Below are 23,490 nucleotides of genomic sequence, written 5' to 3' on the forward strand. Positions count from 1 at the left end.
TCCTTCCTCCTGTGCCGTCGGGGCGGACTCTACCGGTGCAGCGCGCCGGTGAGCTCCACCAGCCGGTCCCAGAGCTCGTCGGGACGCAGGGACTCCGCCACCGTGTGGATCTCGACCCACCCGTGGTGGTGGCCGGAGCCCTCGCGGTCCTCATCCTCTCCAGTGATGACGGCCTGCACCAGGGCTCCCGGCATGAGATTCATCAGCAGCAGGGCGATCTCCCGGCGGGCCCCCGGAGGCAGGCGCAGCGGCGCCCGCACGACCGCGGGGCGGACCGCCGAGCGTGGACCCAGGGCGCGCAGCGAGACGTCGACCCCACCGACGACCATCTGGCGGAAGAACCACGCTCCGAGCCGCATCACCGCCGCCGCCCGCCGGGGCAGGCCTCCCCCGGCCACCGCCGGCCGTGGAGGCAGCAGCCAGAGGCTCACGCCGACGCCGACGACGACGGCCACCGCCCCATAGACCAGCTTCTCCGGGGCGGCCTGGGTCAGGCCCGTCCACAGCAGACCGACGACGAGGCCGCGCAGCAGCGCGGCCGACACCCAGCGCGCGATCATCCGCCGCCACCTCCTGAACTGATCAGCACCAGCAGGGAACCGGCGGCGAGCAGCGCCAGCAGGACCGCCCCGGAGCGGATCCAGTCCTCCAGACCGGAGTCGGCGCGCTGCCCGAGAGCGCGGGCGGCCGCGGCCGCACGGGACCAGCCCTGCCGCCACGCCTCCGCGGCGGAGTCGGCCGCGCGTCCCAGCGTCCGCAGCCCCCGATCGGTGGCGTCGGTGGCCTGAGCCACCGCAGATTCCGCCGGCATCACGAGGTCACCGGCGGGCACGGCCGGCGGTGAGATCCGACGCCCCACCAGGATCGCCACCACGCTCAGCACGGCGGCCACCGCCGGCGGCCACAGGCCCTCGCCCACCGCGGCGGCATCGAACCCTGGGGTCGAGACTTCAGGAGAGCTTGCGGCCATCCACCACGGCACGGCGGCACCGCCCAACACGATGACGGCCCAGGCCCCCAGCGGACCCGCCCCCGGATTCCTGGCGTTCCGGGCCCCTGCTGCGGGCAGCACTCGGACCAGCCGCACCATCAGCAGCGCCGAGCCGAGGGCGAAGAACGGGAGCACCGCCTCCAGGGCGGGCGCATCGGCGGCGACTGCGTCCTTGGTCGCATACTTGGCGGCCCACCCCGTGGTCAGCGGGGCGCCGACCAGAGACAGCCCGGCCAGCAGCGTCCCAGCGGCCACTGCTCCCCGGAGCAGCCGAGAACCCCCGGCGCTGAGGAGCGGCACGGCCAGGAACAGGGCACCCTTGACCAGGCCATGGTGCACCGCGTACACGACCACGGCCGCCGTGACCTTCCCGGCGAGGGAGGGCTCGACCACCGCCACCGCCGCGACGGCTGTCATCAGGCCCATCTGCGAGACCGTGGAATAGGCGAGCACGACCTTCGGGTCCGTCTGCAGCACGCCCACGGCGACGGCGAACAGCCCACCGGCGGCGGCCACGACCATCAGGGCGGCCCCGGCGCCCGGCTGGGCCAGCTCCGGGCTGAACCGGAGGAACCCCAGCAGCCCAGCGGTGACCAGCGCCCCGGACAGGACCGCTGAGGCGGCCGGGGGAGCGGCGGGATGGGCCAGCGGCAGCCACAGGTGCAGCGGCACCACGCCGGCCTTGATCCCCAGGCCGAAGCCCAGCAGCGCCAGGATCAGCCCCGTGTGGTCCGAGCCCACGACGGCGGCGGGCGACTCGGCGAGGCGCAGGCCGCCGGCGGCCCCGACCATCAGCACAGCCGCCAGCAGAGCCGTCTCGCTGAGCACGGAGAGCACCAGGTACACGCGGGTGGCCCGGACCGCGGCCCTGTCCAGGTGATGGATCACCAGCCCCGCCGCGGCGAAGCTCATCACGGCGAAGGCCACATAGAACGTGACCAGGTCAGCCGCCAGGAACACGCCCAGCGTGCCGCCCAGGCACAGCAGCAGGAAGGCGCTGAGCACGGGCATCGGCAGCGAGCGGTCCCGCGGCCCGGGCGCCGGCCGCCAGGCGATCGTGGCCAGGGCGGCCGCGTGGAGCAGTGCGGTCAGCACCACCAGCGGCCTGCTCGTCTCGTCCAGGATCAGGCTGGTGCCCAGGAGAAGGCCAGGGACCTCCACCGCGGACTGCTCCGGGCCTCCACGGGCGGCGACCGGAAGGATCAGGGCTGGTAGGGCGGCGAACGGTGCGAGCCGCGCCGCCGTCGTCGTGACCCGGTCTCGGTGCGGCTCCGGCAGGGCTCGGCCCGCCAGCAGGAGACCGCCCAGCAGCAGCGGCAGCGCACAGCACAGCAGCAGGAGCATCAGCCGAACACCCCCTCGGCGATGAACTCCGCCACGCGCAGCGGCGCGAACGGCAGCGACGCCCCCAGGCCCACCAGGGCCGTGAATGCGGCAGTGGTCACCGCGGGGACCATGAGCATCCGCGGCTCCCGCACCGGTGAGCCCGGCTGTGCGGCGTCGACGGGCGCCCACAGACGGATCACCACCGGCAGGAAATAGGCGGCGTTCAGCAGCGAGGACAGCACCAGGACCCCGAGCACCCAGCTGTGCTCCGAGGCCAGTGCGCCCTGCCCCAGCTGCCATTTGGAGATGAACCCCGCCGTCGGGGGCAGGCCGATCATGCCGACGGCGCCGACGGTGAACGCCGCAGAGGTCAGCGGCATCCGCCGCCCCAGCCCTCGGGTGTCCTCCACCCGGTGCACTCCTAGGGTCTCGGCGAACAGCCCGGCGCAGAAGAACAGGGTGATCTTCATGATCCCCTGATGGACCAGGTGCACCACCCCGCCGGCGGTCGCCGTGATGTCCAGCATGCTGATGCCCAGCACCACGTAGCTGACCTGCGAGACCGTCGAGTACGCCAGGCGCCGCTTGAGGTCGGACTGGCGCAGCGCACGCAGCGAACCGTAGACCACGGTCACCGCGGCCACCACCAGCAGGGGAGTCAGCACCCCCAGCTGGTCGGCGACCTCGATCCCGTAGACGTCATCGACCATCCGGACGATGCCGAACACTCCCGCCTTCACCACGGCCACCGCATGCAGCAGGGCGGAGACCGGAGCCGGCGCGATCATCGCCAGCGGCAGCCACCCGTGCAGCGGCACCAGCGCGGCCTTGACCCCGAGTCCCCCGATCAGCAGCCCGAAGATCACGGTGGCGACCTGCGGTGAGGCCTGCGCCAGCTCGGCGACGGACTCGGCCCCGCCCTCGGCGAAGTCGACCGGGCCCGCCAGCATGGTCAGCCAGACGACGCCGGTGAGCAGCACCAGTCCGCCGGTCAGCGTGTAGCGGAGGTAGATCCGGGCGGCATGCAGGGCCTTCGGCGTGCCCCGGTGGGCCACCAGGGGGTACGTGGCGACGGTGAGCAGCTCATAGAACACCAGGAAGGTGATCAGGTTGCCGGAGAAGGAGATCCCCACCGTGGCGGTGACGCACAGGCTGAAGAAGCCGAAGAATCGGCTCCGGTGCGGGCTGCCCTCCAGGTATCCGATCGCGTAGATGGTGGTCAGCAGCCACAGGATCGCTGAGAGTCCGGCGAAGAACAGGGCGAGCGGGTCGACCCGCAGCACCAGGTCGATGCCGGGCAGCAACGGCATCGAGACCTCCGGCCGGACGCCGTCGGCCACCACCGGGGGCACCAGGGCGGCCACCAGCGCGACCTTCACCGCTGCCGCCGTGATGTTGATCGCCGACCGCGTGCCCACGCGTCCTTCGGCCAGCGGGAAGATCGCCGCCGCCGCGACCAGCGAGATCAGGACCATCACCAGCGGCAGCCAGGAGATGATGCCCCCGAGGGTCTCGTGGAGGGACCCCTGCAGCGTCGCCTCGGCCGTCACCATGGCGCCCCCACCCCCAGCACGGCGTCGGTCCAGGCCCCGAGCAGCCCGGTGCCGACCGTCAGCAGGCTCAGCGCCAGAGGGACGCCCTGCGCGGTGTGCGGCACCGTGCCGAGCCCGCCCCGGGCAGGACCGACCGGCTGCTCGTCATCCTCGGCCTCCACCAGCAGAGGCCCCACCGCCTTCAGCAGGTAGGCGGCCGAGAGCAGCGTGCCCGCGACGAGCGCCAGCACGATCACCGGCTGGGCGACGGCGACCGCCGAGGTGGCCAGCTGCCACTTGCCCAGGAAGCCCAGCGAGATCGGCAGTCCGATGAGGCTCAGCGCCGCCAGCCCCATGGTGAGCACCAGCACCGGATGGTCCCGTCCGGCGCCCCGGAGCGCGGAGATCTCATCGGTGCCGTGGATCTCCTTCAGCGTGCCCACGGCCAGGAACAGCGACGCCTTGGCGAGGGCATGGCTCAGCGCCAGGGCGACGGCGCCGCCGACCGCTCCGGCGGCCACGTCGCCGGCCTCAGGGTCGGTGATGATCGGCAGCAGCAGCATCCAGTAGCCCACCTGCGCCACCGTGGAGCAGGCGACCAGAGGTTTGAGGTGCGTCTGTCGCAGGGCCGCCGCGCCGCCGACCAGAAGCGCGGCCGCACCCAGCACGGCCAGGCCCCAGGACAGGACCCGCAGCGCGGCCTCGCCGTCGGCGGCGACCTCCGGAGCGATCCACAGCCAGCAGCGCAGCAGCACGAACAGGGCCGCCTTGATCACCAGCCCGGACAGCAGCGGCGAGACCGCCCCCGGCGCGCCGGCATGGGCGGGGACCAGCCAGCGGTGCAGCGGCACCAGCGCCGTCTTCAGCGCCAGCCCCACGCTGATCAGCACCATCGCCAGCACCACAGGGGCGCCCTCGACGTCGGCGGCCGCCTCGGCCACACGCAGCACGTCCAGATGGCCGGTGGCGGCCAGCAGCAGTCCCACGCCCAGCAGGAACAGCAGGGAACCGGCGACGGCGATGAACAGGTACCGCAGGGACGCGGCCAGGGCGTCCGAACCGCCCAGGGCCACCAGGCCGATCGCCGTGAGCCCCACCAGCTCCAGCCCCACATAGGAGTTGAACAGATCCCCGGACACGAAGACCGCGTTCAGCCCCGACCAGCAGCCCAGCCACAGCGGCCAGAAGGCGGGGTGCCCGGCGCGTGCGTCGTCGCCCGTCACGCCGGTGGCCCACGGCAGCGCGGCCGCATACAGGGTGGTCAACGCCCCGACCGCGGCGGCGGCTGCCAGGAACAGGGCGCTCAGGCCGTCCGCCCGCAGCATGATGCCCAGCGGAGGGCCGTGCCCGGAGAGCGCCAGCTCCTGCACCTGTCCTGCGGCGACGGCGGAGACCACCGCTGCCGTGGCCAGCACCGTGCCCGCGGCCGAGACCGCCCCGACCCAGCGGCGCGCCGCATGAGGAAGAGCCAGGGAAAGCGTGGCGGCGAGCAGCGGGAGCAGTACCACCGCGCCCAGGGCGAGCTCGGGCAGCGTCATGGGAGCTCGTCCTCCCCGCCGTCGGGCCCTTCCAGCCGACGGATCAGCACCGCCCCGAGGCCGGTGAACGCGACGGTGATGACCAGCCCGGTGATGACCAGGGCGGAGAGCAGCGGATCCACCTCGGCGCCGCGGGACGCCACCGCCATGAGCAGCAGCAGCGAGCCGACGCCCATCACGTTGAGGGAGACGAGCCGGGCGACCAGATCCTGGACCGTCACCAGGCGCACCAGCCCGGCGACTGCGACGGCGATCCCGATCAGTCCGTACCACTGGTCGGCGGCGAGAGGCATCATGCCACCACCTCCCGCCGGGCGCGGACACCCAGGTAGAGCAGATGCAGCGCCGCGGCGATGCCCACGGTCAGGGCGATCTCGACGGTGAGGATCACCGGGAATCCCCAGGCGTGCTCCCAGTCGAGCCACCCGCGGCCGGTCATCGGCCCCAGTGCGGCGGCGCCCAGGAACACCAGCACCCCCGCCGCGAGCCCCCACGGCATCGCCCGCCGCAGATCAGGCAGCGACCGCGCTCCGGAGGCGTCGGCGAGCATCATCAGGCCTGCGAGCACCGCCCCCGCCTGGAACGCCCCGCCGGACTCGGAGCTCCCGGCGAACAGCAGCCACAGGCCCACCACCACCAGAGCCGGGGCGCTGACCCGGGTCCACCAGCTCATCGTGGTCCCCGGGGAGGCGGTGCGGCCGCCGAGCTCCGTGCCGGTCACGGCCAGCACGGCCACCCCGGCCAGCATCAGCACCGCGGATTCGAGCAGCGTGTCATAGGACCGGAACGTCAGCAGCACGGCGGTGACCTCATGCTCGACACCGATGGCCCCCATGGCCGCCGGCAGCGACTCTTCCCAGGCCGGCAGCAGACGCTCCACCTCGAGCCACACCTTCATGAAGACACCCGTGACCACGGCCCAGGCGAGGACCGGGGCGCCGGCCCGGGCGAGACGGGGCAGCCACCGGCCGGCTGCGCCGTCGTCGCGCGGGGGTTCCTCGGGGCCTTGAGGCGCTGGGCCGCCGCGGGCCAGCAGCACGAGGATCGCGCTGAGCAGCCCCGTGCCCAGGGCGGTCTCTGCCAGGGCGACGTCCACGCTGCCCAGCCGCAGCCACACCAGCGCCATGATCACCGCCATGACCAGGAAACCCATGACCATGGTCATCCGTCGGCGGGGCAGCAGGGCCGCCCCCGCGGTGACGACGACGGCGAGGCCCAGCGCGAGGTCGACCACCGTCATGACGCCCCCTCCCGCTGCTCCCGCTCCAGGCGGGCCAGCACGTGGGCGCTGGCCGACGCCGCCCCGAGGGCGAGGATCCACGTGGCGAGCAGCACCACGCCCGCCGTCCAGCTGCCCAGCAGCACGCCCACGCCCAGCAGGACCAGCCCCAGGCCGAGGGTGTCCGCCTTGGCCAGTGCGTGCAAGCGGCTCCGCACGTCGGGAAAGCGGATCAGCCCCACCGTGCCGGCGGTGAAGAAGAACGCGCCGGTGATCAGCAGCAGTGCGGCGCCGATCTCACGCAGCAGCTCAAGGGACACCATCGGCGGACCCCCGTCGTGCCTGCGGAGAGCTGCGGCGCAGCCCCACGGTGCGCACCGCGGCCGTCAACGCCGCCAGAGCGGTGAGGATCAGCCCGACGTCGAGCATCCTCAGATCGGGGGGAGAGACGGACAGCGCCAGCACGGCGGTCAGGGCGGCACCGGTGGTGCCGCTGAGCAGCACGATGAGCAGCCAGCTGTCCCGACCCCGCTGACGCGTGCCCACCAAGGCCGCGACGACCAGATTGACGAGTAGGACCAGGAAGACGGCGATCAGGATGAGATCGAGCATCGGACTCCTCGGCGGGGTGCGCTCCTGCAGGTCAGACTCTCCGTGCCCACAGTACTCAACACGGCCCTGGAATGATCGGACCATGGATTCCCGCATCATCGTCCGTCCCCCGCTGCCGGAAGAGGCCTCCGCCGTCGCCGCCGTGCAGAACACCAGCTGGCGCGAGACCTACTCCGGGCTGCTCAGCGAACAGTTCTACGACGACGCGGCCCTGGCCAGCCGCGTCCGGATGTGGGAGCAGGTGCTGGCTGATGGGCGGCAGAGCGCCCGCGTCGCAGAGGCCGAGGGGGAGCTGATCGGTGTGGCGCTCGCGGGTCCCTCGGTCGAGTCGGACCCGGTCCGGGCGGAGCAGCTGTTCGTGCTCTACGTGCGGCAGGACTGGCACGGAAGCGGGGCCGGGTCCGCACTGCTGGAGGCGGTGCTCGCCGACCGCCCCGCTCAGCTGTGGGTGGCCGCCGAGAATCCGCGGGCGCGCCGGTTCTACGAGCGTCAGGGTTTCCGCGCGGACGGTGCGGAGGTCGTCGACGACGACGCCGAGGGCCTCCATGAGATCCGGATGGTCCGCTGACCGCCTGAGCCCTTCAGCGCGCGCATCCGCCGCCCGGCGTTCATCCCGGATTCACGGATTCGAGGGATTCACGACTCCTGTGTGGTTAGGATGAACCAGGTTTGCGCATCGAGGTCGAGGGAACCTGCCCGGTGCGCGGCCCTGTTCGCACCGAGGCAGAAAGGGATCACCGATGACCGCATCAGGCGGATCAGGATCCACGTCTGTCGGATCCGTGAGGGGCGCCACATCCTCCTCCGAAGATGACAGACCGGCAGATCAGGCGCGCCCCGCTCCGACGGAGGCCGAGCTGGAGGCCAACAGGAAGCGGGCCCGGCGTCGGGCGAAGTCCCGGAACTGGTCCCTGTTCCTGCTCTTCGCAGGCCCCAACATTCTGCTGATCCTGGCGTTCATCTACTATCCGCTGCTGTCCAACATGTACTACTCCACGTTGGACTGGCGGCTCGGTTCGCCCCGAGCCACCCCGGTCGGCCTGCAGAACTACGTCAACTTCTTCACCTCATCCTCCGGCATCGAGGTCTGGCGGGTCACCGGGATCTTCACCGCCGGCGCCGTGCTGGGGTCCATGATTCTGGGCCTGCTCATCGCGCTGGTCATCAACAAGAAGATCCCCGGCCGCACCGCCGCCCGCACCGCCGTGTTCTCTCCGTACGTGCTCTCCGGCGTCGGCGTGGCCCTGGTGTGGAACTTCATCTTCGACCCCAACCGCGGCGGGCTCGCCCACATCCTCGGAGCCTTCGGCATCAGCTCTCCCCAGTGGTACCTGGACGAGGACTGGGCGCTGTTCATGGTGATCATCGTCTACGTGTGGAAGAACCTCGGCTACTGCGCCGTGGTGTTCCTGGCCGGCCTCCAGTCCATCCCCAAGGACCTGCTCGAGGCCGCCATCATCGACCGGGCCGGCGCCACCCGACGCTTCTTCTCCGTGATCCTTCCGCTGCTCACACCCACGGTGTTCTTCCTGTTCGTCACCAACATCATCTTCTCCATGACGAACGCCTTCGACATCCTGCGCACCATGACTCCCACCGGGCACGGCACCAACACGATCATCTTCGAGATCTACCTGCAGTCCTTCGGCGCCTACCAGCGCGCCGGATACTCGGCCGCGATCGCCGTGGTGCTGTTCTTCACCCTGTTCCTGATCACCGCCGTGCAGCTGCGCTACGTCGAGAGGAAGGTCCACTATGCGTGACATCGCCCCGACGCAGCGCCTCACCAAGGAGCAGCGCCGCCAGCGCCGCCGCGGCACCTGGGCCGACGCCTTCCGCCGCGAGAACCTCCTGGACACCATCCTCACCGGCTACCTGCCGATCCTGGTGGCCCTTCTGATCATCGTGCTGCCGCTGGCGTGGATGATCCTCTCCAGCTTCAAGCCCCCCAGCGAGATCGTCACCCTGAACCCGACGTTGCTGCCCCAGGACCCGACCCTGAGCAACTACAGCGACGTCGCCCGTCGGGTGCCGCTGCTGACGGTGCTGGGCAACAGCATCTACGTGACCGTGATCGGCTCCACCATCAAGGTGGTCCTGGCGATCACCACCGCCTATGCGCTGGTGTTCATCCGAGTCCCGGGGGCGAACCTGATCTTCCTGGGCATCCTGGTGGCCCTGATGGTGCCGCCTGAGGTCTCTATGCTGCCCAACTTTCTGACGATCTCCGCCCTCGGCGGCCGGGACACCCTGTGGGGGATCATCCTGCCCGGCCTGGGCACCGCCTTCGGCACCTTCCTGCTGCGCCAGCACTTCAAGGCGCTGCCCAAGGAGCTGTTCGAGGCGGCGGAGCTCGACGGCGCCGGCCACTTCCGCAAGCTGTTCCAGATCGCAGTGCCCGTCTCCCTGCCGGCCATCGCCACGGTGGCTCTGGTGACCGTGGTCAATGAGTGGAACAGCTTCCTGTGGCCGCTGATCATCATCGACTCCCCGGAGAAGATGACCCTGCCGGTGGGGCTGAACCTGCTGCAGTCCATCGAGACCCAGACCGGCAGCTACGGCATCCTGATGGCCGGCGCGGTGCTGGTCATCGTGCCGATGCTGATCGTCTTCGCCGCCCTGCAGCGCTACATCGTCGCGGGCCTCACCCAGGGGGCCGTGAAATGACCCGGTCCCCACACCAGACCCGCATCCGAAGAACGCACCACTGCACACCGCACCACCGCACCACTGCACACCGCACCACCGCACCACTGCACACCGCACCACCGATGAGGAGCACATCATGAGGATCACCAGTTCCCGAGCTGTCCGCGGCACCGCCGTCCTCGGCGTGGCCGCCCTGGCCCTGACCGCCTGCGGTCCCGACACCACCGGTGGAGACGGCGAGGCCGAGGTCGAGGGCGTCGACTGGTCGGAGGTCGAACCGGCCGAGGAGATCACCTTCTGGACCAACCACCCCGGCGGCTCCGCGGACGTGGAGGAGGAGCTGATCGCCGGGTTCACCGAGGAGACCGGCATCGAGGTCAACGTCGTCACCTCGGGCGCCAACTATGAGGAGACCTCACAGCGGTTCCAGACCGCCCAGGGCACCGGTGACGTCGGCGACGTCGTCGTGCTCTCCGACGCCACCTGGTTCCCGAACCACCTGAACGACGCCCTCGTGCCGGTGGACGAGCTGCTCGAGGCCGCCGAGGTGGACACCGACGGCTACGTGGACGCCCTCTATGAGGACTACCTCTACGAAGGCAGCCACTACGGGGTCCCCTACGCCCGCTCCACCCCGCTGTTCTACTACAACGCGGACCACTACGAGGAGGCGGGCCTCTCCGAGGACGACGTCCCCGAGACCTGGGAGGACGTCGCCGAGGTGTCCGAGCAGCTTATGGACGCCGAGGTGGCATCCTCGGCCTTCGCCTTCCCGCCGCAGGACCAGTACCCGGCCTGGACCATGGCCAACCTGGTGTGGGGCTACGGCGGCGGCTGGTCCGAGGAGTGGGACTTCTCCTCGGTGTCCTCGCCGGAGACCGTCGAGGCGATCGAGTTCGCCCAGGCGGCGGCCGAGGACTGGGCCTCGGTGGCCTCCGGCGACCAGGCCGACGACTTCGCCTCCGGTGCGGCCAGCCAGGTGGTGGCCTCCACCGGTTCCCTGAACGGCATCCTGGACACCGCTGACTTCGAGGTGGGCACCGCCTTCCTGCCCGGCGGGCCTGCCGGCGACGGCGAGACCCCCACCGGTGGCGCAGGCCTGATGATCGCCTCCGACTCCGAGCCGGAGCGTCAGCTGGCCGCCGCGATGTTCGTGGGCCACATGACCAACCCGGAGTCCACCGCCTCCTTCTCTGAGGCGACCGGATACGTGCCGGTGCAGAAGGACGCCGACATGTCCGCCGTCTACGAGGAGAGCCCGCAGTTCGAGACCGCTGTGGAGCAGCTGGAGCGCGCCCGCGTGCAGGACTACGCCCGCGTGTTCCTGCCCGGCGGCGACCTGGCCTTGGCGCAGACCCTGCAGCGCATCCTCACCCAGGACGTCGACGTCGCCGATGAGCTGGAGTCCCTGGAGGAGGAGTTCCAGGAGCTCTACGACCGCGACCTGGCGGCGGAGCTGGAGGACTGATCCTCCACGGTCAGGTTGGCTAGGGTGGGACCGGACGTTCGTTCGGGCACAGGAGGTTCCCACCATGGCTGAGAAGACACCCCACCAGAACACCACCTTCACGACGGAGGGCGGCACCGCGCACGGCTACCTGGCGCTGCCGCCCTCCGGCACGGGTCCGGCGGTCATCGTGATCCAGGAGTGGTGGGGTCTGACCGACCACATCAAGGACGTCACCGACCGGCTCGCCGCCGATGGCTTCGTCGCACTGGCCCCCGACCTCTACGGCGGGTGGATCACCCACGACGGCGACGAGGCCGGTGAGATGATGTCGAAGCTGCCCGCCGAGGAGGGTGCGAAGCAGCTGGCCGGAGCCACGGACTTCCTGTTGGAGCATGAGGCGGTGACCTCCAAGACGGTCGGCGCCATCGGCTTCTGCATGGGAGGCGGCTTCGTGCTGGCCCTGGCCGCCCAGCAGGGGGCCAAGATCTCGGCGGCCGTGCCGTTCTACGGCGTCGGTCAGGCCGTCCCGGACACCTACACCGGCGTCAAGGCGGCCGTGCAGGGGCACTACGCGGAGCAGGACGCCATGTACCCGGTGGAGGAGGCGAAGGCCCAGGAAGAGCAGATCCGCTCCGAGTCCGGTGCGGAGGTGGAGTTCCACTACTACGACGCCGGCCACGCCTTCCACAATGACGAGAACCTGATCGGCACCTATGACGCCGAGAAGGCCAAGCTGGCCTGGGGCCGCGCCGTCGACTTCCTGAAGGCCAGGGTGGTCTGACCATGGACACCGAGTACCGTTGGTCCACCATCACCCGCGACGACGTCGAGGCATGGGCCGGCCTGGTCAACCATCTGGGCGACGTCGACGGGACCGAGGAGTACTACGCGGCCGAGGACCTGGCCGAGGAGCTGGACTCCTCCCAACTGGATCCGGCGCGTGACACGTTCGCCGTCTGGGCGGATGATCAGCTGGTGGCCTTCGGCAAGGTCACGGTGAAGAGCACCCCCGACCGGGACGGCCTGGTGGGCGCGCAGCTCGACGGCGGCGTGCACGCGGATCACCGTCGTCGGGGCCTCGGCAGGGAGCTCATGGCGCGGCTGGAGGCCAGGGCCGCGGAGAAAGGCGGCGAGCAGCACGACGGCGCGGAAGGCTACTTCGGGATCGCCGGGGCCCGAGCCGGCTCCGCCACCCAGGCGTTCCATGAGTCCCGCGGCTATCAGGTGGCCCGGTGGTTCAACCTCATGGCCCGGCCCCTCACTTCCGGGGAGACTGCCGCCGACGTCCTGGACGGGCGCGCCGCCCCTCCAGGGGTGAGGTTCCGCCGTCCCGGGCCGGACGATGAGGCCGCGGTCCGCGAGGCCCACGCCGCCGCCTTCGCCGACCACTGGGGCTCCGCACCCCCCGATCCCGCGAGGTGGCACGAGAGCTGGACCGCCCGCAGCACCCGGCACGCGGTCTCCCGCCTCGCCGTCGACGACGACGGCGTGGTGCTGGCCTATTCGCTGGCCAGCCAGTGGGAGGAGCGCGCGGCCTACCTCGACCTGGTCGGCACCGTCCCCTCTGCGCGTGGAACCGGGCTCGGCAGTGCGGTGCTGGCCGAGAGCATCGCCGCAGCGGCCGCCACGGGGGACTACGACCTCATCGAGCTCGACGTCGACTCTGACTCCCTGACGGGAGCCACCCGGATCTACGAGCGCCTGGGCTTCACGCTGAAGTTCGCCACCTCGGCCATGCGCCGACCGGTGACCTTCGGAGGGACCGCGTGACGCTGCGCCTGGCGGCGATCCCGGGCGCCACCCCGGACAAGTGGCTGCAGCGCTGGCATCAGCGATTCCCGCAGATCCGCATCGCCGTGGACTACTACGACGACGGCGCCCCCGACGGCTCCGACCAGCTGCACCGGGTGGCCGCCGGGCTGGCCGACCTCGGCTACCTGCGCCTGCCGGCCGGGGAGGTGCTCACCGACGAGCGCTTCCACCGGGTACGCCTCTATGAGGAGCTGCCCGTGGTCTGCGCCGCCGCCGAGCACTGGGTCGCCGCCGCCGAGGACATGGTGAGCTGGGAGGACATCGCGGAGGAGGCCTTCCTGGATCCGACCCAGATGGCTCCGGCCCACGTGGACCCGAGTGCGGCGGTCCATGAGCCGAAGGCCGGGGGCGAGTTGGCCGCCGCCGAGCGGATGGCGCTGGAGGTGGCGGCCTCCGGGGTCGGCCTGCTGCTGCTGCCGAACTCGGTGGCCCGCGCACTGTCCCGCAAGGACGTGGTGATCCGCGCTGTGGAGGGTCTGCCCGGCTATGAGGTGGGGCTGTGCTGGTTGAAGGACCGCGATGACGAGGTCATCCAGGAGTTCATCGGCGTCGCACGGGGGAGGAAGGCCGGTTCCGGGCGTTCGGAGCTCGAGGGTTCGACGTCGGGACGGTCGTCAGGGCGACCGTCGGGGGGACGGCGGCAGACCGGCGGCTCGGACGGCCGGACCGGCGGCCGGGGCTCCCAGGTCAGGCCGGGAGCCGGTCGCGCAGGGCGCGGGCGGCCGCCGCGACGTCGTCGGCCTCGGTGACCGCACGGACCACCACCACGCGATAGGCGCCGGTCTCGACGACCTCGTGGATGGTCTCGGCATCGATGCCGCCGATGGCGAAGAACGGCTTCGGCGTCTCCAGCTGTGCCGCGTAGGCGGGCAGGTCCAGCCCGACGGCGGCGCGGCCGGGCTTGGTGGGGGTCTCCCAGATGGGTCCGGTGCACCAATAGTCGATGCCGGGGTCGTTGGCGGCCTCCCACACCTGGTCTTCGGTGCGGCAGGAGCGGCCGATGATGACGTCGTCGCCGAGGATCAGCCGCGCCTCCTCCGTGGAGAGGTCCTCCTGGCCGACGTGGAAGACGTCGACGCCGGTGATCCGCGCGACGTCGGCGCGGTCGTTGGCCGCGGAGAGGCCCGCGTACTCGTCGGCGACCTGCCGCAGCAGCGTCAGCGCGGCGATCTCGGTCTGCACGGTGACGTGCTTGTCCCGGACCTGGATGATGTCCACCCCGCCGGAGTAGGCCTCCACGAAGAAGTCGCGCAGCGCGTCGAAGTCCAGCTCGTCCACCGGGCCGGCCTCCGGGTCGGTGATGAACCGCTGCAGGTCCGTGCAGACGTAGAGCCGCGAGGCCGTGAGCCGCTGGCGGCGCAGCTGGCCGACGTAGTGCTGCTCGTGGGCGGAGGGCTCGTGGTCATGCGCCGGTGAGTTCATGGTCCCAGCGTACCGAGTCGGGTCCGCGGGTGCTCAGTCCTCCGGCTCAGTCTGTCGGGTCAGCTGGACCGCATGACCCAGCCGCAGCCGGCCAGCGGGGAGCCCCCGGCGGCCTGCTCCTGCTGGTGCTCGCTGGGGGTGTAGCTGATGAACACCATGTCGTCGCTGACGTCCATCAGAGGGTCATCGCCGAAGAAGAAGCCGCCCAGCCAGAGGTTCGCACCGGGACCGCCGTCGAGGACCTCGCCGTCCGGGTCCGGGGTCAGGGTCACCACCTGATCCCCGCCGGGGAACCACTCGGGGGAGTCGGTGCCGGGGCAGACGCCTCCCCAGGCGCGCACCGGTGCGGTCTGCACCAGCAGCGGCTCGCCGTCGGACTCCTCGACCTCGACGGTGCGGGTCAGGTGCTGGTGGTCATGCCCGTCAGGGGCGAAGGGGCCGTCGCACTCCCAGTCGGAGTGGTAGTTGACCACAATGCTGACCTCCAGGTGGAGGGCGCCGTCCTCGATGCGGACGTCGGCGACGTCGTTGCCGCACTCCTGCGCGGCGGCCACCGGGAAGGGGTGCTGCTCGGCGACCGGGTCGCCGTCGCCGGGGTCCTCGGTGCCGAACCAGACGTACCAGAGCGTCTCGGAGTCCTCCCCGAAGGTGGCGGTCAGCGGGATGACGGCATCGGTGACGCCGTCACCGGTGAGGTCCCCCTCGATCGGTTCCCCCATGGCGTAGACGGCGTCGCGCTCGTCGGCACGGACGGACGGATCCATCTCCTCGCCGAGGTCGGGCCGGTGCCGGTAGGCCACGTAGACGTCCTCGGCCTCGCCCTCGGTCAGGTGGATCTCCAGCGGGGCATTGATCCCGCGCGGGGCGAACTGCCAGGTGGCCTCTGCGGCGTGCTCGCCGATGGACGGCGGCTCGTACTCGGGCTCGGGCTCTGGCTCAGGTTCCGGCTCTGGCTCCGGTTCGGGGTCTGCCGCGGGAGCTGCGGCCGTGGTCTCCGGCTCCGGGGTGGATCCCTCGCCGTCGTCGGCGCCGCAGCCGGCGGCGAGCAGCCCCACCGCCGCCAGGACGGCGACGGCCCGCGCTGAGTGTGGGGTGGCTGAGTCTCTGGCGGCTGAGTCTCTGGCGGCTGAGTCTCTGGTGATCATGGCGGCGTCCCCTCCGCTCGGCGAATCCGTGTCGTTCAGAGTAGCCGATCGGACCGTATCGGAACTGGAAGCGCTTGCAGGAATCCGGAGAGATCCGTAGTGTGCTGTGGGTCACATCACCCGACATCCCTCGGAAGGAAGTCTTCCCGTGCCCTCTCCACGTTCCCGTCCTCTGCTTGCCGGGACGCTCAGCGCCGCCCTGCTGCTGACCGCCTGCGCGCCTGTCGTCCCGCCCTCTTCCGCCGCCACCGTGGATTCCGCGACGACGGCCTCGGCGACGACGTCATCGGCCGACGCAGACGGTCAGCGTGCCCTCTGGATCGATGCTGAGACCATCGCCCTCGACGTCTCGGGTGAGGCCGAGGAGGTCGTGCTGCAGGCCGCTGGGGAGGAGTACGTCTTAGAGGATGCCGGCGCGATGACCGAAGAGCAGGCGGATGCCCACCGTCGCTATGCGGACTACGCGACCTTCACCGTGCCGCGGCAGCTGGACGTGGCGGAGGCCCTGCGCGGGGAGCTCGCCGTCGTGGCCCGCGACGGATCCGGTGATGTCCTGGAGGCCACGGGCGTGCAGATCGCCGGGGTGCTCGATGACGTCTACGCCGACGCCGCTGACGAGGACCTGGGCCTGACCTGGAAGAACAAGAAGCCGGAGCTGGCTGTGTGGGCCCCGACGGCGCGCAGCGTGGAGCTGGAGCTGCACACCACGCCCGACGCCGAGCCGACGGTCCACCGCATGAAGCAGGACAAGAGGACCGGCGTCTGGTCGGTCAAGGGCAAGAAGGACTGGGCGGGGCAGTTCTACCGCTACCGGGTGGAGGTCTGGCATCCCGAGACCGGTCAGGTGGAGACCCACTCGGTCACCGACCCGTACTCGGTCTCGTTGGCCGCCGACTCCACGCACAGCCAGATCGTCGACCTCGAGGACCCCGCCCTCATGCCCGAGGGGTGGGAAGGCCTGGACAAGCCCGCGGCGGTGGACCCCGCGGCCGCGCAGATCTGGGAGGTCCACGTCCGAGACTTCTCGGTGGCGGACGAGACCATGCCCGAGGACCTGCGCGGCACCTACAGCGCCTTCACTGAAAGCGGTTCCACTTCCGTGGGACACCTGGAGGACCTGGCCGAGGCCGGACTGACCCACGTCCACCTGCTGCCCACCTATGACATCGCGACGATCCCCGAGGTCGACCAGGCTCAGCCGGACTGCGACCTCACCGAGTTCGCCCCCGACTCTCCGGAGCAGCAGGCCTGCATCGGCGAGGTCCGCGGCGACGACGCCTTCAACTGGGGCTACGACCCGCTGCACTTCAACGTCCCGGAGGGCTCCTACGCCACGGACGCCGACGGCGCCCAGCGCATCCTGGAGTACCGGGAGATGGTGATGGCGCTCAACGACATGGGCCTGCGGGTGGTCAACGACGTCGTCTACAACCACACCTCCGGCTCCGGGCTGTCCGACACTTCCGTGTTCGACCGGATCGTGCCCGGCTACTACCACCGCCTCGACGCCGAGGGGAATGTGGAGCGCTCCACCTGCTGTGAGAACACCGCCCCGGAGCACACCATGTTCGACAAGTTCATCGTGGAGTCGGCCCAGCTGTGGGCCGAGACCTACCGGATCGACGGGATGCGTTTCGACCTGATGGGCCACCACCCGAAGGACAACATCCTGGCCGTGCAGGAGGCTGTGGAGGAGATCGACCCGGACTTCCTGCTCTACGGCGAAGGCTGGGACTTCGGGGAGGTGGCAGGCAACGCCATGTTCGAGCAGGCCAGCCAGCTGACCATGGGCGGTACTGGTGTGGCCACCTTCAACGACCGCCTGCGCGACGCCGCCCACGGCGGCGGGCCGTTCGACGAGGACCCCCGCATGCAGGGCTTCGGCACCGGCCTGTGGACCCAGGACAACGGCTCCGGACTCACCGGCGACGAGGGCCAGCAGCTCGACCAGCTGCTGCACGCCGCGGACCTGGTGCGCATCGGGCTGGTCGGCAACCTCGCCGACTACACGCTGACCACCGCCGGGGGCGAGACCGTCCCCGGCTCGGAGCTGGACTACAACGGAGCCCCGGCCGGCTACACCGAACAGCCCGGCGAGGCGGTCACCTACGTGGACGCCCACGACAACGAGATCCTCTTCGACCTGCTGGCCTACAAGCTGGACCACGACGTCGCCGGGCTCGACCGGGCCCGCATGCAGTCGGTGAACCTCTCCCTGGCCACGCTGAGCCAGGGGATCGGATTCGTCACCGCAGGCTCCGAGCTGATGCGGTCCAAGTCCCTGGACCGGGACTCCTATGACTCGGGTGACTGGTTCAACGCCATCCGCTGGCAGTGCGGGGCCGCCCAGGAGTTCGGGGACTCCACCAACGGGTTCGGCGTCGGACTGCCCCCGGCCTGGACCAGCGAGGCCAAGTGGCCGTGGGCGGAGGAGACGCTGAACGCCGTCGAGGCGCCCACCTGTGAAGAGATCGAGTTCAGCCGTGACCGGCACCTGGAGCAGCTGCGCATCGCCTCCTCCACCGGGGCGTTCAGCCTGGGCACCTTCGAGGACGTCGCCGAGCGGGTCGAGTTCCCGCTCGACGGCGCAGGCGAGCCTGGCGTGATCACCATGACCATCGACATGTCCGGACTGGACGACGCCTTCGAGCAGGTTACGGTCATCATCAACCCCACCCCGGAGCCGGTGGAGCAGACCGTGCCCGAACGGGCAGGCGCTGCGATGGACCTGCACCCCGTGCTGCAGGACTCGGTGGACGAAGCCTTCGCCGAGGCCGGTTTCGACGCCGAGGCCGGCACCTTCACCGCCCCGGCGCGCGCCACCACGGTGTTCGTGGAGTGAGGGTACGTGGCGTGAGGGTACGTGGCGAGTGACCAGGAAGGGGGGTATGACCCCGGTCAGCTGACCTCGTCGAGGTCCTCCAGGGCGACGAAGCCGCAGTGGCGGTCCTCGGCGAGGTAGGGGTTGGGGAAGGTCACCAGGGCGTACGCCTCGTCCGCGCCATGGCGCTGGACCTGGAAGGCGCCGTCGTCGTCGAGGGAGCCCTGGATGCCGATGCTGGTGGGGATCTCTTCGAGCGTGGCGGCGACATCGGCCTCCGGAGAGGGGGCGGTGAGCACCTGCTGAGAGCCCTTCCGGTGGATCTCGTGCTCGGTGAACGGGCAGACCCCGCCCCATGCCGAGAGGGGCTCCACCTGCACCGGCACCGGTTCGCCGTCGAACTCCTCGATGGTCAGGGTTCGGCTGGCCTCGGCGCTCCCGGGTTCGGCGCAGGCGTCCTCTGGCAGCCGCAGGGAGGACGTCACGGTCAGCGCTCCGTCTTGGGCCTGCACGTCCTCCACCCAGTCGCCGCAGCGGGCGCCCCGGCCCACCGGATGCAGGACCTGCACCGCCGGCTCGTCCTCGGCCTCGGCCATCTCCTGGCCCAGCCAGACGAACCAGTGCACCTGGTAGCCGTTGCCGTCGACGCGGAGGATGTCCAGGACGACGTCAGGGATGCCGTCCCCGTCGATGTCGCCCACCACGGGCTCGTCACCGAGCTCGTACGTGACGTCGGAACGTCCCAGGGCGTCGCCGTGGCGCTCGCCGTCGTGCAGCGGGACCAGTTCGGGTTCGGGGCCGACGCCCGGCAGCTCCCAGACGGCGCCGGCCACGTGCTCGAGGATCTCCTCCTCGGTGGGGATGACGGCCTCCGGGGCTGCCACAGAGGAGTCAGAGGTGTCGGAGGGCGCTGCGGCCTCCGAAGCCTCCGGCGGCTCGGGGGCCTCCGCCTGTGGAGAGCTGCAGGCGGTCAGCAGCAGAGCCGCCGCGGTGAGCGCGACCCACCACGGCGCGGGTCCGGTCGCTCCTGCCCCTGCGATTCCCTGTCGCATCGTCGTAGGAGTCCTCGTGCGTCCCCTCATCCGTCCCTCCGAGCTGTGTGCGAGTTCGGTGCTGTACCGTGCTGTGCCGAGCTGTTCCGTGCTGTTCCGTGCTGTACCGTCCTGGGACACAGGCTATCGGGATCGGGTGACATGACGGTCCAGACCACATGCTGGACGCCCGGGCCGACGTCGTTGACAGCATCACCGGCGCGACGCACCCTGTGAACCATGTCTCCCACGCACTCGGCTCAGCAGGCGCGTCCGGCCGCGGATCAGAGCCCGCGCAGCGCAAGGCTCGCCGTCACCGTCTTCCCGCTGCTCATCCTCGGAGGGGCCGCGGCCGCTCTGCTGCTGCCCGGCACGTTCGCGCCGCTGGGCGCCGGGGTCACCTACGCGCTGATGATCATCATGTTCGGCATGGGCCTCACGCTGACCCTGCCTGACTTCGCCTTGGTGGTGAAGCGGCCTCTGCCGGTGCTGCTGGGCGTGGTCTTCCAGTACAGCATCATGCCGCTGCTGGCCCTGGGGATCGCGGTGCTGCTGCAGCTGCCCCCGGCGCTGGCGGCCGGTCTGATCCTGGTGGGATGCGTGCCCGGTGGGACGTCGTCGAACGTGGTGACCTACCTGGCCCGCGGCGACGTAGCCCTCTCGGTGACCATGACCTCGATCTCGACGCTGCTCTCCCCGGTGCTCACGCCGCTGCTGACCCTGTGGCTGGCCGGCCAGTACCTGCCGGTGGCGGCAGGCGACATGGCCTCCAGCATCGTGCAGATCGTGCTGATTCCGGTGGTCGGCGGGATCGTGCTGCGTCTCCTGCTGCCGAGGATCGTGGCCCGCATCCAGCCGGCGCTGCCGTGGGTCTCGGTGCTGGGCATCACCTATGTGGTGCTCGCCGTCGTCGCCGGCTCCCATGACGTGCTCGCCTCCGCCGGCGTGCTGCTCATCCTCGGCGTGATCCTGCACAACTGCTGCGGCTACGGCATCGGCTACCTGGCCGGCTTCCTCACCCGCGGCTCTGTGCCCACCCGGCGGGCGATCGCCGTGGAGGTCGGCATGCAGAACTCCGGTCTCGCCGCAGGTCTCGGGGGTGCCCACTTCACCCCCGAGGCAGCCCTGCCGGGTGCGATCTTCTCCGTCTGGCACAACATCTCCGGCGGGCTGCTGGCCTCTGTGTGGGGCCGGCGTCGTCCGGGCGCCTGACGTGCCGGTTCAGTGTTGGTCCAGTGCCGGTCCAGTGCCGCCTCAGTGCGTCGGCGCCACCAGTGGATCCCGGCGCAGCATCATCACCAGCGACACCGCGAGGGCCAGGATCACGAAGATGAACGGTGCGGCGGAGAGCATCACCGCCGTCTGCAGGCCCTCCAGGCCGCCGGCGTAGAGCAGTGCCGCCGCCGTCGCGCCGGTCAGCACGCCCCAGACGGCCATGACCGAGCGCTGCGGGTCCATGCGGCCGTCGGAGGAGATCACCGAGAGCACATAGGTGTTCGAGTCTGCGCCGGTGACGAAGTACAGCACCACCAGCACGACGGCGGCCACGGAGGTCAGCAGGGTCAGCGGCAGCTGGTCGAGCAGGCCGAAGAAGGCGGTGTTGACGTCTTCGACGGCGGCCTCCCCGATGCCGGTGCCGCGTTCCAGGTCCATCCACATGGCGGCGCCGCCGAAGACGCTGAACCACAGGGAGAACACCAGTGACGGCACGCCCAGCACCACCAGCACGAACTGCCGGATGGTGCGGCCGCGGGAGATCCGGGCCAGGAACACGCCCACGAAGGCGCCCCAGGAGATCCACCAGGCCATCATGAAGTAGGTCCACCACTGCATCCACTGCAGGTCATCGGCGTCGGTGGGCAGCATCAGGCTGATCTCCACGAACCCGCCGGCGTAGGAGCCCAGGGAGCGGAAGAAGACGTTGATCAGCCAGCTCGTGGGGCCGGCCACCAGCACGAAGATCAGCAGCGCGGCGGCCAGGACCATGGTGGTCTGGCTCAGATAGCGGATGCCGCGGCCCACCCCGCTCATGGCGGAGGCGGTGAAGATGAGGGTGATCAGCGCGATGATGCCGATCTGCACCGACGCCGTGGTCAGCGGCAGCCCAGTGATCTGGCTGAGCCCCTGGCTGATCTGTGCGGCACCCAGGCCCAGCGACGTCGTCGTGCCGAAGAGGGTGGAGAGGATCACCAGCACGTCCACGGCTTTGCCGAGGAGCCCGTCCGCGTGCCGCCCGATCAGCGGGCGGAGGATCGGGGAGACCAGCCCCTTGTTGCCCAGCCGGTGCGTGGAGTAACCGATGGCGAGCCCGAAGGTCGCGAACACGGCCCAGGCGTGGATGCCCCAGTCCAAGAAGGTGAACCGCAGGGCGTCGACGGCGGCCTCCTGGCTGCCCGCTTCGGTCAGCCCGTGCGGCGGGTCGAACAGGTGGGAGACCGGCTCAGCCACCCCGTAGGTGATCAGGCCGATGCCCATGACGGCGCCCAGCAGCATCGCGATCCACGCATAGGTAGGGTACTCGGGGCGGGAGTCGTCCGGGCCCAGGCGGATGCGGCCGAATCGGGTGAACGCCAGCACCAGCAGCAGGGCGATCAGCGCCAGCGGAATGATCAGCAGGGACCAGCCGCTGGTGGCGGTCACCCAGTTCATCGCGGCCCCCGCGCTCGCGTTCATCCGCTCTGGCCAGAGTCCGGCCACGGCGATGAACGCGACGATCAGCGTCACCGCGGTCCAGAAGACCGCGTTCAGCGAGGTGCCGGGCTTCTGCGGATTCTCAGGGAAGCGCTCGGCCTCTTGGGGCAGCAGCGTGGCGGTGGAGGTGTGGGGCCTCGGAGGGTGCGGCTCAGCAGGGGTGTCCTGCGGCATGGCGGCGGGTCCGTTCGTCGGGGGAGGGGAATCGCCGTGTCAGAGCGCAGGAGCACGGAAGGCTGTGCGCCGGACCTGCTGCCGGCCGAAGCAGAGCGGCGGGCGATCCGGCTGGGTGAGCTCGGCGAGAATTCGCACCACCCTACACCGGATCGCCAGACGCGGATCAGCGGACCTGGCTCGCGTGTTCGAACTCGAAGCGGCCGCCGCGGGGGTGCTGGGCGTCGTCGTGCTCCGGGTCCGGGGCGTGGCCGACGTTGATCACGGCCAGCGTCTTCCAGCCGTTCTCCGCGTGCACGGCGGTGTCGACGCCGGCCGGGTCCAGGCCGGTCATGGGGCCAACCTGCAGACCGTGGGCGCGCAGCGCGACCAGCAGATAGCCGAGCTGGATGAGGGCATTGTCACGTCCCATGGCCGCCCGGGCGTCGGGCTTGTCCGCGAAGTTCTCCCGCAGACCGGGCATGCCCGGCGTGAGGAAGGGCATGTGCTCATGCCACTGCGGGTCATAGGCCGCCACCAGGGTGAGCGGGGCTGCCAGCGTCTTCTCCTGGTTGCCGGACATCAGGTGCTCGACGACGGCGCGGCGGGCCTCCTCACCGGCGACAACGGTCAGCCGCAGGGGCTGGTTGTTGAAGGCCGTGGGCGCCCAGCGCAGGTCCTCGTAGGCCCGGCGGATGATGTCCAGGTCCACCGGCTCGTCGGTGAAGCGGTGGGTGGTGCGGGCGCCTTCGAAGAGCTGGTGCAGGGTCTCGCGCTCGACGATCGTGGTCTCGGCGGTCGTGGAGGTCATGGGGCTCCTCAGCTGGTGGGGGCGTGCAGGTTCTCGTTCAAATCTGAACAACAGTGGGGGAAGGGGCGTTCTTCCGATCCGGAGCGACATGTGATCGGAGTCACGGTGAGGGAGAGGCGGGGTGGCGGCAGAAGCCGAAGGTTTGTCAGTGCGTGCTGGAAGGGTCAGGAGCACACCGGAGGCCTGAGCGGAGCCACCGCCGGGCTGGGGTCGGATCTGACCGTGCGTTTTGGCCGGCTGGTCCCGCTCCTCCGGGGTGTGTCAGAGGGTGCAGGAAGACTGAGCAA

22 protein-coding genes are annotated in these 23,490 nt (G+C 70.6%); 9 read left to right on the plus strand and 13 right to left on the minus strand.

Annotated features, from left to right (window positions below; translation table 11 throughout):
* Positions 1-29: 29 nt before the first annotated feature.
* From Q7C18_RS16220 to Q7C18_RS16255, 8 genes are read right to left on the minus strand one after another with little or no spacing between them, the layout of a single operon-like run.
* Complete coding sequence (locus tag Q7C18_RS16220; protein ID WP_085437750.1) at positions 30-560, minus strand: Na+/H+ antiporter subunit E; 531 nt, start codon at positions 558-560, stop codon at positions 30-32.
* Entirely contained in the window at positions 557-2,335 is a 1,779-nt protein-coding gene (locus Q7C18_RS16225; RefSeq protein ID WP_311026256.1) for a proton-conducting transporter membrane subunit, read from the minus strand. The genes Q7C18_RS16220 and Q7C18_RS16225 overlap by 4 nt, the downstream gene beginning before the upstream one ends.
* Positions 2,335-3,870, minus strand: coding sequence for a proton-conducting transporter membrane subunit (locus Q7C18_RS16230; RefSeq protein ID WP_311026257.1), 1,536 nt, complete (start codon positions 3,868-3,870; stop codon positions 2,335-2,337). The genes Q7C18_RS16225 and Q7C18_RS16230 overlap by 1 nt, the downstream gene beginning before the upstream one ends.
* A complete protein-coding gene (locus Q7C18_RS16235) occupies positions 3,864-5,387 on the minus strand; it encodes a proton-conducting transporter membrane subunit (protein ID WP_311026258.1) in 1,524 nt (507 codons plus the stop codon). The genes Q7C18_RS16230 and Q7C18_RS16235 overlap by 7 nt, the downstream gene beginning before the upstream one ends.
* A complete protein-coding gene (locus tag Q7C18_RS16240) occupies positions 5,384-5,683 on the minus strand; it encodes an NADH-quinone oxidoreductase subunit K (protein ID WP_311026259.1) in 300 nt (99 codons plus the stop codon). Before Q7C18_RS16240 ends, Q7C18_RS16235 begins: the two co-directional genes overlap by 4 nt.
* Positions 5,680-6,627: a hydrogenase subunit MbhD domain-containing protein gene (locus Q7C18_RS16245; protein ID WP_311026260.1), complete on the minus strand. Its 948-nt coding sequence runs from the start codon at positions 6,625-6,627 to the stop codon at positions 5,680-5,682. The genes Q7C18_RS16240 and Q7C18_RS16245 overlap by 4 nt, the downstream gene beginning before the upstream one ends.
* Positions 6,624-6,929: a monovalent cation/H(+) antiporter subunit G gene (locus Q7C18_RS16250; protein ID WP_085437753.1), complete on the minus strand. Its 306-nt coding sequence runs from the start codon at positions 6,927-6,929 to the stop codon at positions 6,624-6,626. The genes Q7C18_RS16245 and Q7C18_RS16250 overlap by 4 nt, the downstream gene beginning before the upstream one ends.
* Positions 6,916-7,218 carry a hypothetical protein gene (locus Q7C18_RS16255; protein WP_070162183.1) on the minus strand — a complete coding sequence of 101 codons (303 nt, stop codon included), beginning with the start codon at positions 7,216-7,218 and terminating at the stop codon, positions 6,916-6,918. The genes Q7C18_RS16250 and Q7C18_RS16255 overlap by 14 nt, the downstream gene beginning before the upstream one ends.
* Before the next feature lie 82 nt (positions 7,219-7,300).
* On the opposite strand from Q7C18_RS16255, the gene Q7C18_RS16260 reads away from it, so the two are divergent.
* The 7 genes from Q7C18_RS16260 (at position 7,301) to Q7C18_RS16290 (ending at position 13,878) form a co-directional block, all read left to right on the plus strand.
* On the plus strand, positions 7,301-7,786 hold the full coding sequence (locus Q7C18_RS16260) for a GNAT family N-acetyltransferase (RefSeq protein WP_311026261.1): 486 nt from the start codon (positions 7,301-7,303) through the stop codon (positions 7,784-7,786).
* Positions 7,787-8,000: 214 nt separating this feature from the next.
* Positions 8,001-8,981: a carbohydrate ABC transporter permease gene (locus Q7C18_RS16265; RefSeq protein WP_237090131.1), complete on the plus strand. Its 981-nt coding sequence runs from the start codon at positions 8,001-8,003 to the stop codon at positions 8,979-8,981.
* Complete coding sequence (locus tag Q7C18_RS16270; protein WP_139827776.1) at positions 8,974-9,885, plus strand: carbohydrate ABC transporter permease; 912 nt, start codon at positions 8,974-8,976, stop codon at positions 9,883-9,885. The genes Q7C18_RS16265 and Q7C18_RS16270 overlap by 8 nt, the downstream gene beginning before the upstream one ends.
* A gap of 118 nt (positions 9,886-10,003) precedes the next feature.
* Positions 10,004-11,335, plus strand: coding sequence for an ABC transporter substrate-binding protein (locus Q7C18_RS16275; protein WP_311026262.1), 1,332 nt, complete (start codon positions 10,004-10,006; stop codon positions 11,333-11,335).
* A 64-nt stretch (positions 11,336-11,399) separates the two neighbouring features.
* Positions 11,400-12,098: a dienelactone hydrolase family protein gene (locus Q7C18_RS16280; protein ID WP_070162177.1), complete on the plus strand. Its 699-nt coding sequence runs from the start codon at positions 11,400-11,402 to the stop codon at positions 12,096-12,098.
* A 2-nt stretch (positions 12,099-12,100) separates the two neighbouring features.
* Positions 12,101-13,087, plus strand: a complete 987-nt coding sequence (locus Q7C18_RS16285; protein ID WP_311026263.1) for a GNAT family N-acetyltransferase — start codon at positions 12,101-12,103, stop codon at positions 13,085-13,087.
* Complete coding sequence (locus Q7C18_RS16290) at positions 13,084-13,878, plus strand: LysR family transcriptional regulator substrate-binding protein (protein WP_070162173.1); 795 nt, start codon at positions 13,084-13,086, stop codon at positions 13,876-13,878. The genes Q7C18_RS16285 and Q7C18_RS16290 overlap by 4 nt, the downstream gene beginning before the upstream one ends.
* On the opposite strand, the gene thiE is transcribed toward Q7C18_RS16290, so the two are convergent.
* Positions 13,817-14,551 carry a thiamine phosphate synthase gene (thiE, locus tag Q7C18_RS16295; protein ID WP_311026264.1) on the minus strand — a complete coding sequence of 245 codons (735 nt, stop codon included), beginning with the start codon at positions 14,549-14,551 and terminating at the stop codon, positions 13,817-13,819. The two genes, Q7C18_RS16290 and thiE, sit on opposite strands and share 62 nt — an antisense overlap.
* A gap of 59 nt (positions 14,552-14,610) precedes the next feature.
* Positions 14,611-15,696, minus strand: coding sequence for a hypothetical protein (locus Q7C18_RS16300; RefSeq protein ID WP_311026265.1), 1,086 nt, complete (start codon positions 15,694-15,696; stop codon positions 14,611-14,613).
* Positions 15,697-15,844: 148 nt separating this feature from the next.
* Between Q7C18_RS16300 and pulA the strand changes: the two genes are divergently transcribed.
* Positions 15,845-18,538 (plus strand): pullulanase-type alpha-1,6-glucosidase, encoded by a 2,694-nt coding sequence (pulA, locus tag Q7C18_RS16305; protein WP_311026266.1) that lies wholly within the window; start codon positions 15,845-15,847, stop codon positions 18,536-18,538.
* Positions 18,539-18,594: 56 nt separating this feature from the next.
* On the opposite strand, the gene Q7C18_RS16310 is transcribed toward pulA, so the two are convergent.
* Positions 18,595-19,569 carry a hypothetical protein gene (locus tag Q7C18_RS16310; protein ID WP_311026267.1) on the minus strand — a complete coding sequence of 325 codons (975 nt, stop codon included), beginning with the start codon at positions 19,567-19,569 and terminating at the stop codon, positions 18,595-18,597.
* Positions 19,570-19,788: 219 nt separating this feature from the next.
* Between Q7C18_RS16310 and Q7C18_RS16315 the strand changes: the two genes are divergently transcribed.
* A complete protein-coding gene (locus Q7C18_RS16315; RefSeq protein ID WP_070162166.1) occupies positions 19,789-20,760 on the plus strand; it encodes a bile acid:sodium symporter family protein in 972 nt (323 codons plus the stop codon).
* Positions 20,761-20,802: 42 nt separating this feature from the next.
* Here Q7C18_RS16315 and Q7C18_RS16320 read toward each other — a convergent pair whose 3' ends face one another.
* Together Q7C18_RS16320 and Q7C18_RS16325 are read right to left on the minus strand one after the other, a co-directional pair.
* Positions 20,803-22,413, minus strand: coding sequence for a BCCT family transporter (locus Q7C18_RS16320; RefSeq protein ID WP_311026268.1), 1,611 nt, complete (start codon positions 22,411-22,413; stop codon positions 20,803-20,805).
* A gap of 166 nt (positions 22,414-22,579) precedes the next feature.
* Positions 22,580-23,203 (minus strand): malonic semialdehyde reductase, encoded by a 624-nt coding sequence (locus tag Q7C18_RS16325; RefSeq protein ID WP_070162164.1) that lies wholly within the window; start codon positions 23,201-23,203, stop codon positions 22,580-22,582.
* Positions 23,204-23,490: the final 287 nt, after the last annotated feature.

Origin of the sequence: Nesterenkonia sp. CL21, assembly GCF_031705515.1 — a bacterium.
GTDB classification, from domain to species: domain Bacteria; phylum Actinomycetota; class Actinomycetes; order Actinomycetales; family Micrococcaceae; genus Nesterenkonia; species Nesterenkonia aethiopica.

What these genes read in the sequence shown, in the direction of transcription:
- Q7C18_RS16220 (WP_085437750.1), bottom strand. Translation starts at nt 560, where the DNA reads ATGATCGCGCGCTGGGTGTCGGCCGCGCTGCTGCGCGGCCTCGTCGTC.
- Q7C18_RS16225 (WP_311026256.1), bottom strand. Translation starts at nt 2,335, where the DNA reads ATGCTCCTGCTGCTGTGCTGTGCGCTGCCGCTGCTGCTGGGCGGTCTC.
- Q7C18_RS16230 (WP_311026257.1), bottom strand. Translation starts at nt 3,870, where the DNA reads ATGGTGACGGCCGAGGCGACGCTGCAGGGGTCCCTCCACGAGACCCTC.
- Q7C18_RS16235 (WP_311026258.1), bottom strand. Translation starts at nt 5,387, where the DNA reads ATGACGCTGCCCGAGCTCGCCCTGGGCGCGGTGGTACTGCTCCCGCTG.
- Q7C18_RS16240 (WP_311026259.1), bottom strand. Translation starts at nt 5,683, where the DNA reads ATGATGCCTCTCGCCGCCGACCAGTGGTACGGACTGATCGGGATCGCC.
- Q7C18_RS16245 (WP_311026260.1), bottom strand. Translation starts at nt 6,627, where the DNA reads ATGACGGTGGTCGACCTCGCGCTGGGCCTCGCCGTCGTCGTCACCGCG.
- Q7C18_RS16250 (WP_085437753.1), bottom strand. Translation starts at nt 6,929, where the DNA reads ATGGTGTCCCTTGAGCTGCTGCGTGAGATCGGCGCCGCACTGCTGCTG.
- Q7C18_RS16255 (WP_070162183.1), bottom strand. Translation starts at nt 7,218, where the DNA reads ATGCTCGATCTCATCCTGATCGCCGTCTTCCTGGTCCTACTCGTCAAT.
- Q7C18_RS16260 (WP_311026261.1), top strand. Translation starts at nt 7,301, where the DNA reads ATGGATTCCCGCATCATCGTCCGTCCCCCGCTGCCGGAAGAGGCCTCC.
- Q7C18_RS16270 (WP_139827776.1), top strand. Translation starts at nt 8,974, where the DNA reads ATGCGTGACATCGCCCCGACGCAGCGCCTCACCAAGGAGCAGCGCCGC.
- Q7C18_RS16275 (WP_311026262.1), top strand. Translation starts at nt 10,004, where the DNA reads ATGAGGATCACCAGTTCCCGAGCTGTCCGCGGCACCGCCGTCCTCGGC.
- Q7C18_RS16280 (WP_070162177.1), top strand. Translation starts at nt 11,400, where the DNA reads ATGGCTGAGAAGACACCCCACCAGAACACCACCTTCACGACGGAGGGC.
- Q7C18_RS16285 (WP_311026263.1), top strand. Translation starts at nt 12,101, where the DNA reads ATGGACACCGAGTACCGTTGGTCCACCATCACCCGCGACGACGTCGAG.
- thiE (WP_311026264.1), bottom strand. Translation starts at nt 14,551, where the DNA reads ATGAACTCACCGGCGCATGACCACGAGCCCTCCGCCCACGAGCAGCAC.
- Q7C18_RS16300 (WP_311026265.1), bottom strand. Translation starts at nt 15,696, where the DNA reads ATGATCACCAGAGACTCAGCCGCCAGAGACTCAGCCGCCAGAGACTCA.
- Q7C18_RS16310 (WP_311026267.1), bottom strand. Translation starts at nt 19,569, where the DNA reads ATGCGACAGGGAATCGCAGGGGCAGGAGCGACCGGACCCGCGCCGTGG.
- Q7C18_RS16315 (WP_070162166.1), top strand. Translation starts at nt 19,789, where the DNA reads ATGTCTCCCACGCACTCGGCTCAGCAGGCGCGTCCGGCCGCGGATCAG.
- Q7C18_RS16320 (WP_311026268.1), bottom strand. Translation starts at nt 22,413, where the DNA reads ATGCCGCAGGACACCCCTGCTGAGCCGCACCCTCCGAGGCCCCACACC.
- Q7C18_RS16325 (WP_070162164.1), bottom strand. Translation starts at nt 23,203, where the DNA reads ATGACCTCCACGACCGCCGAGACCACGATCGTCGAGCGCGAGACCCTG.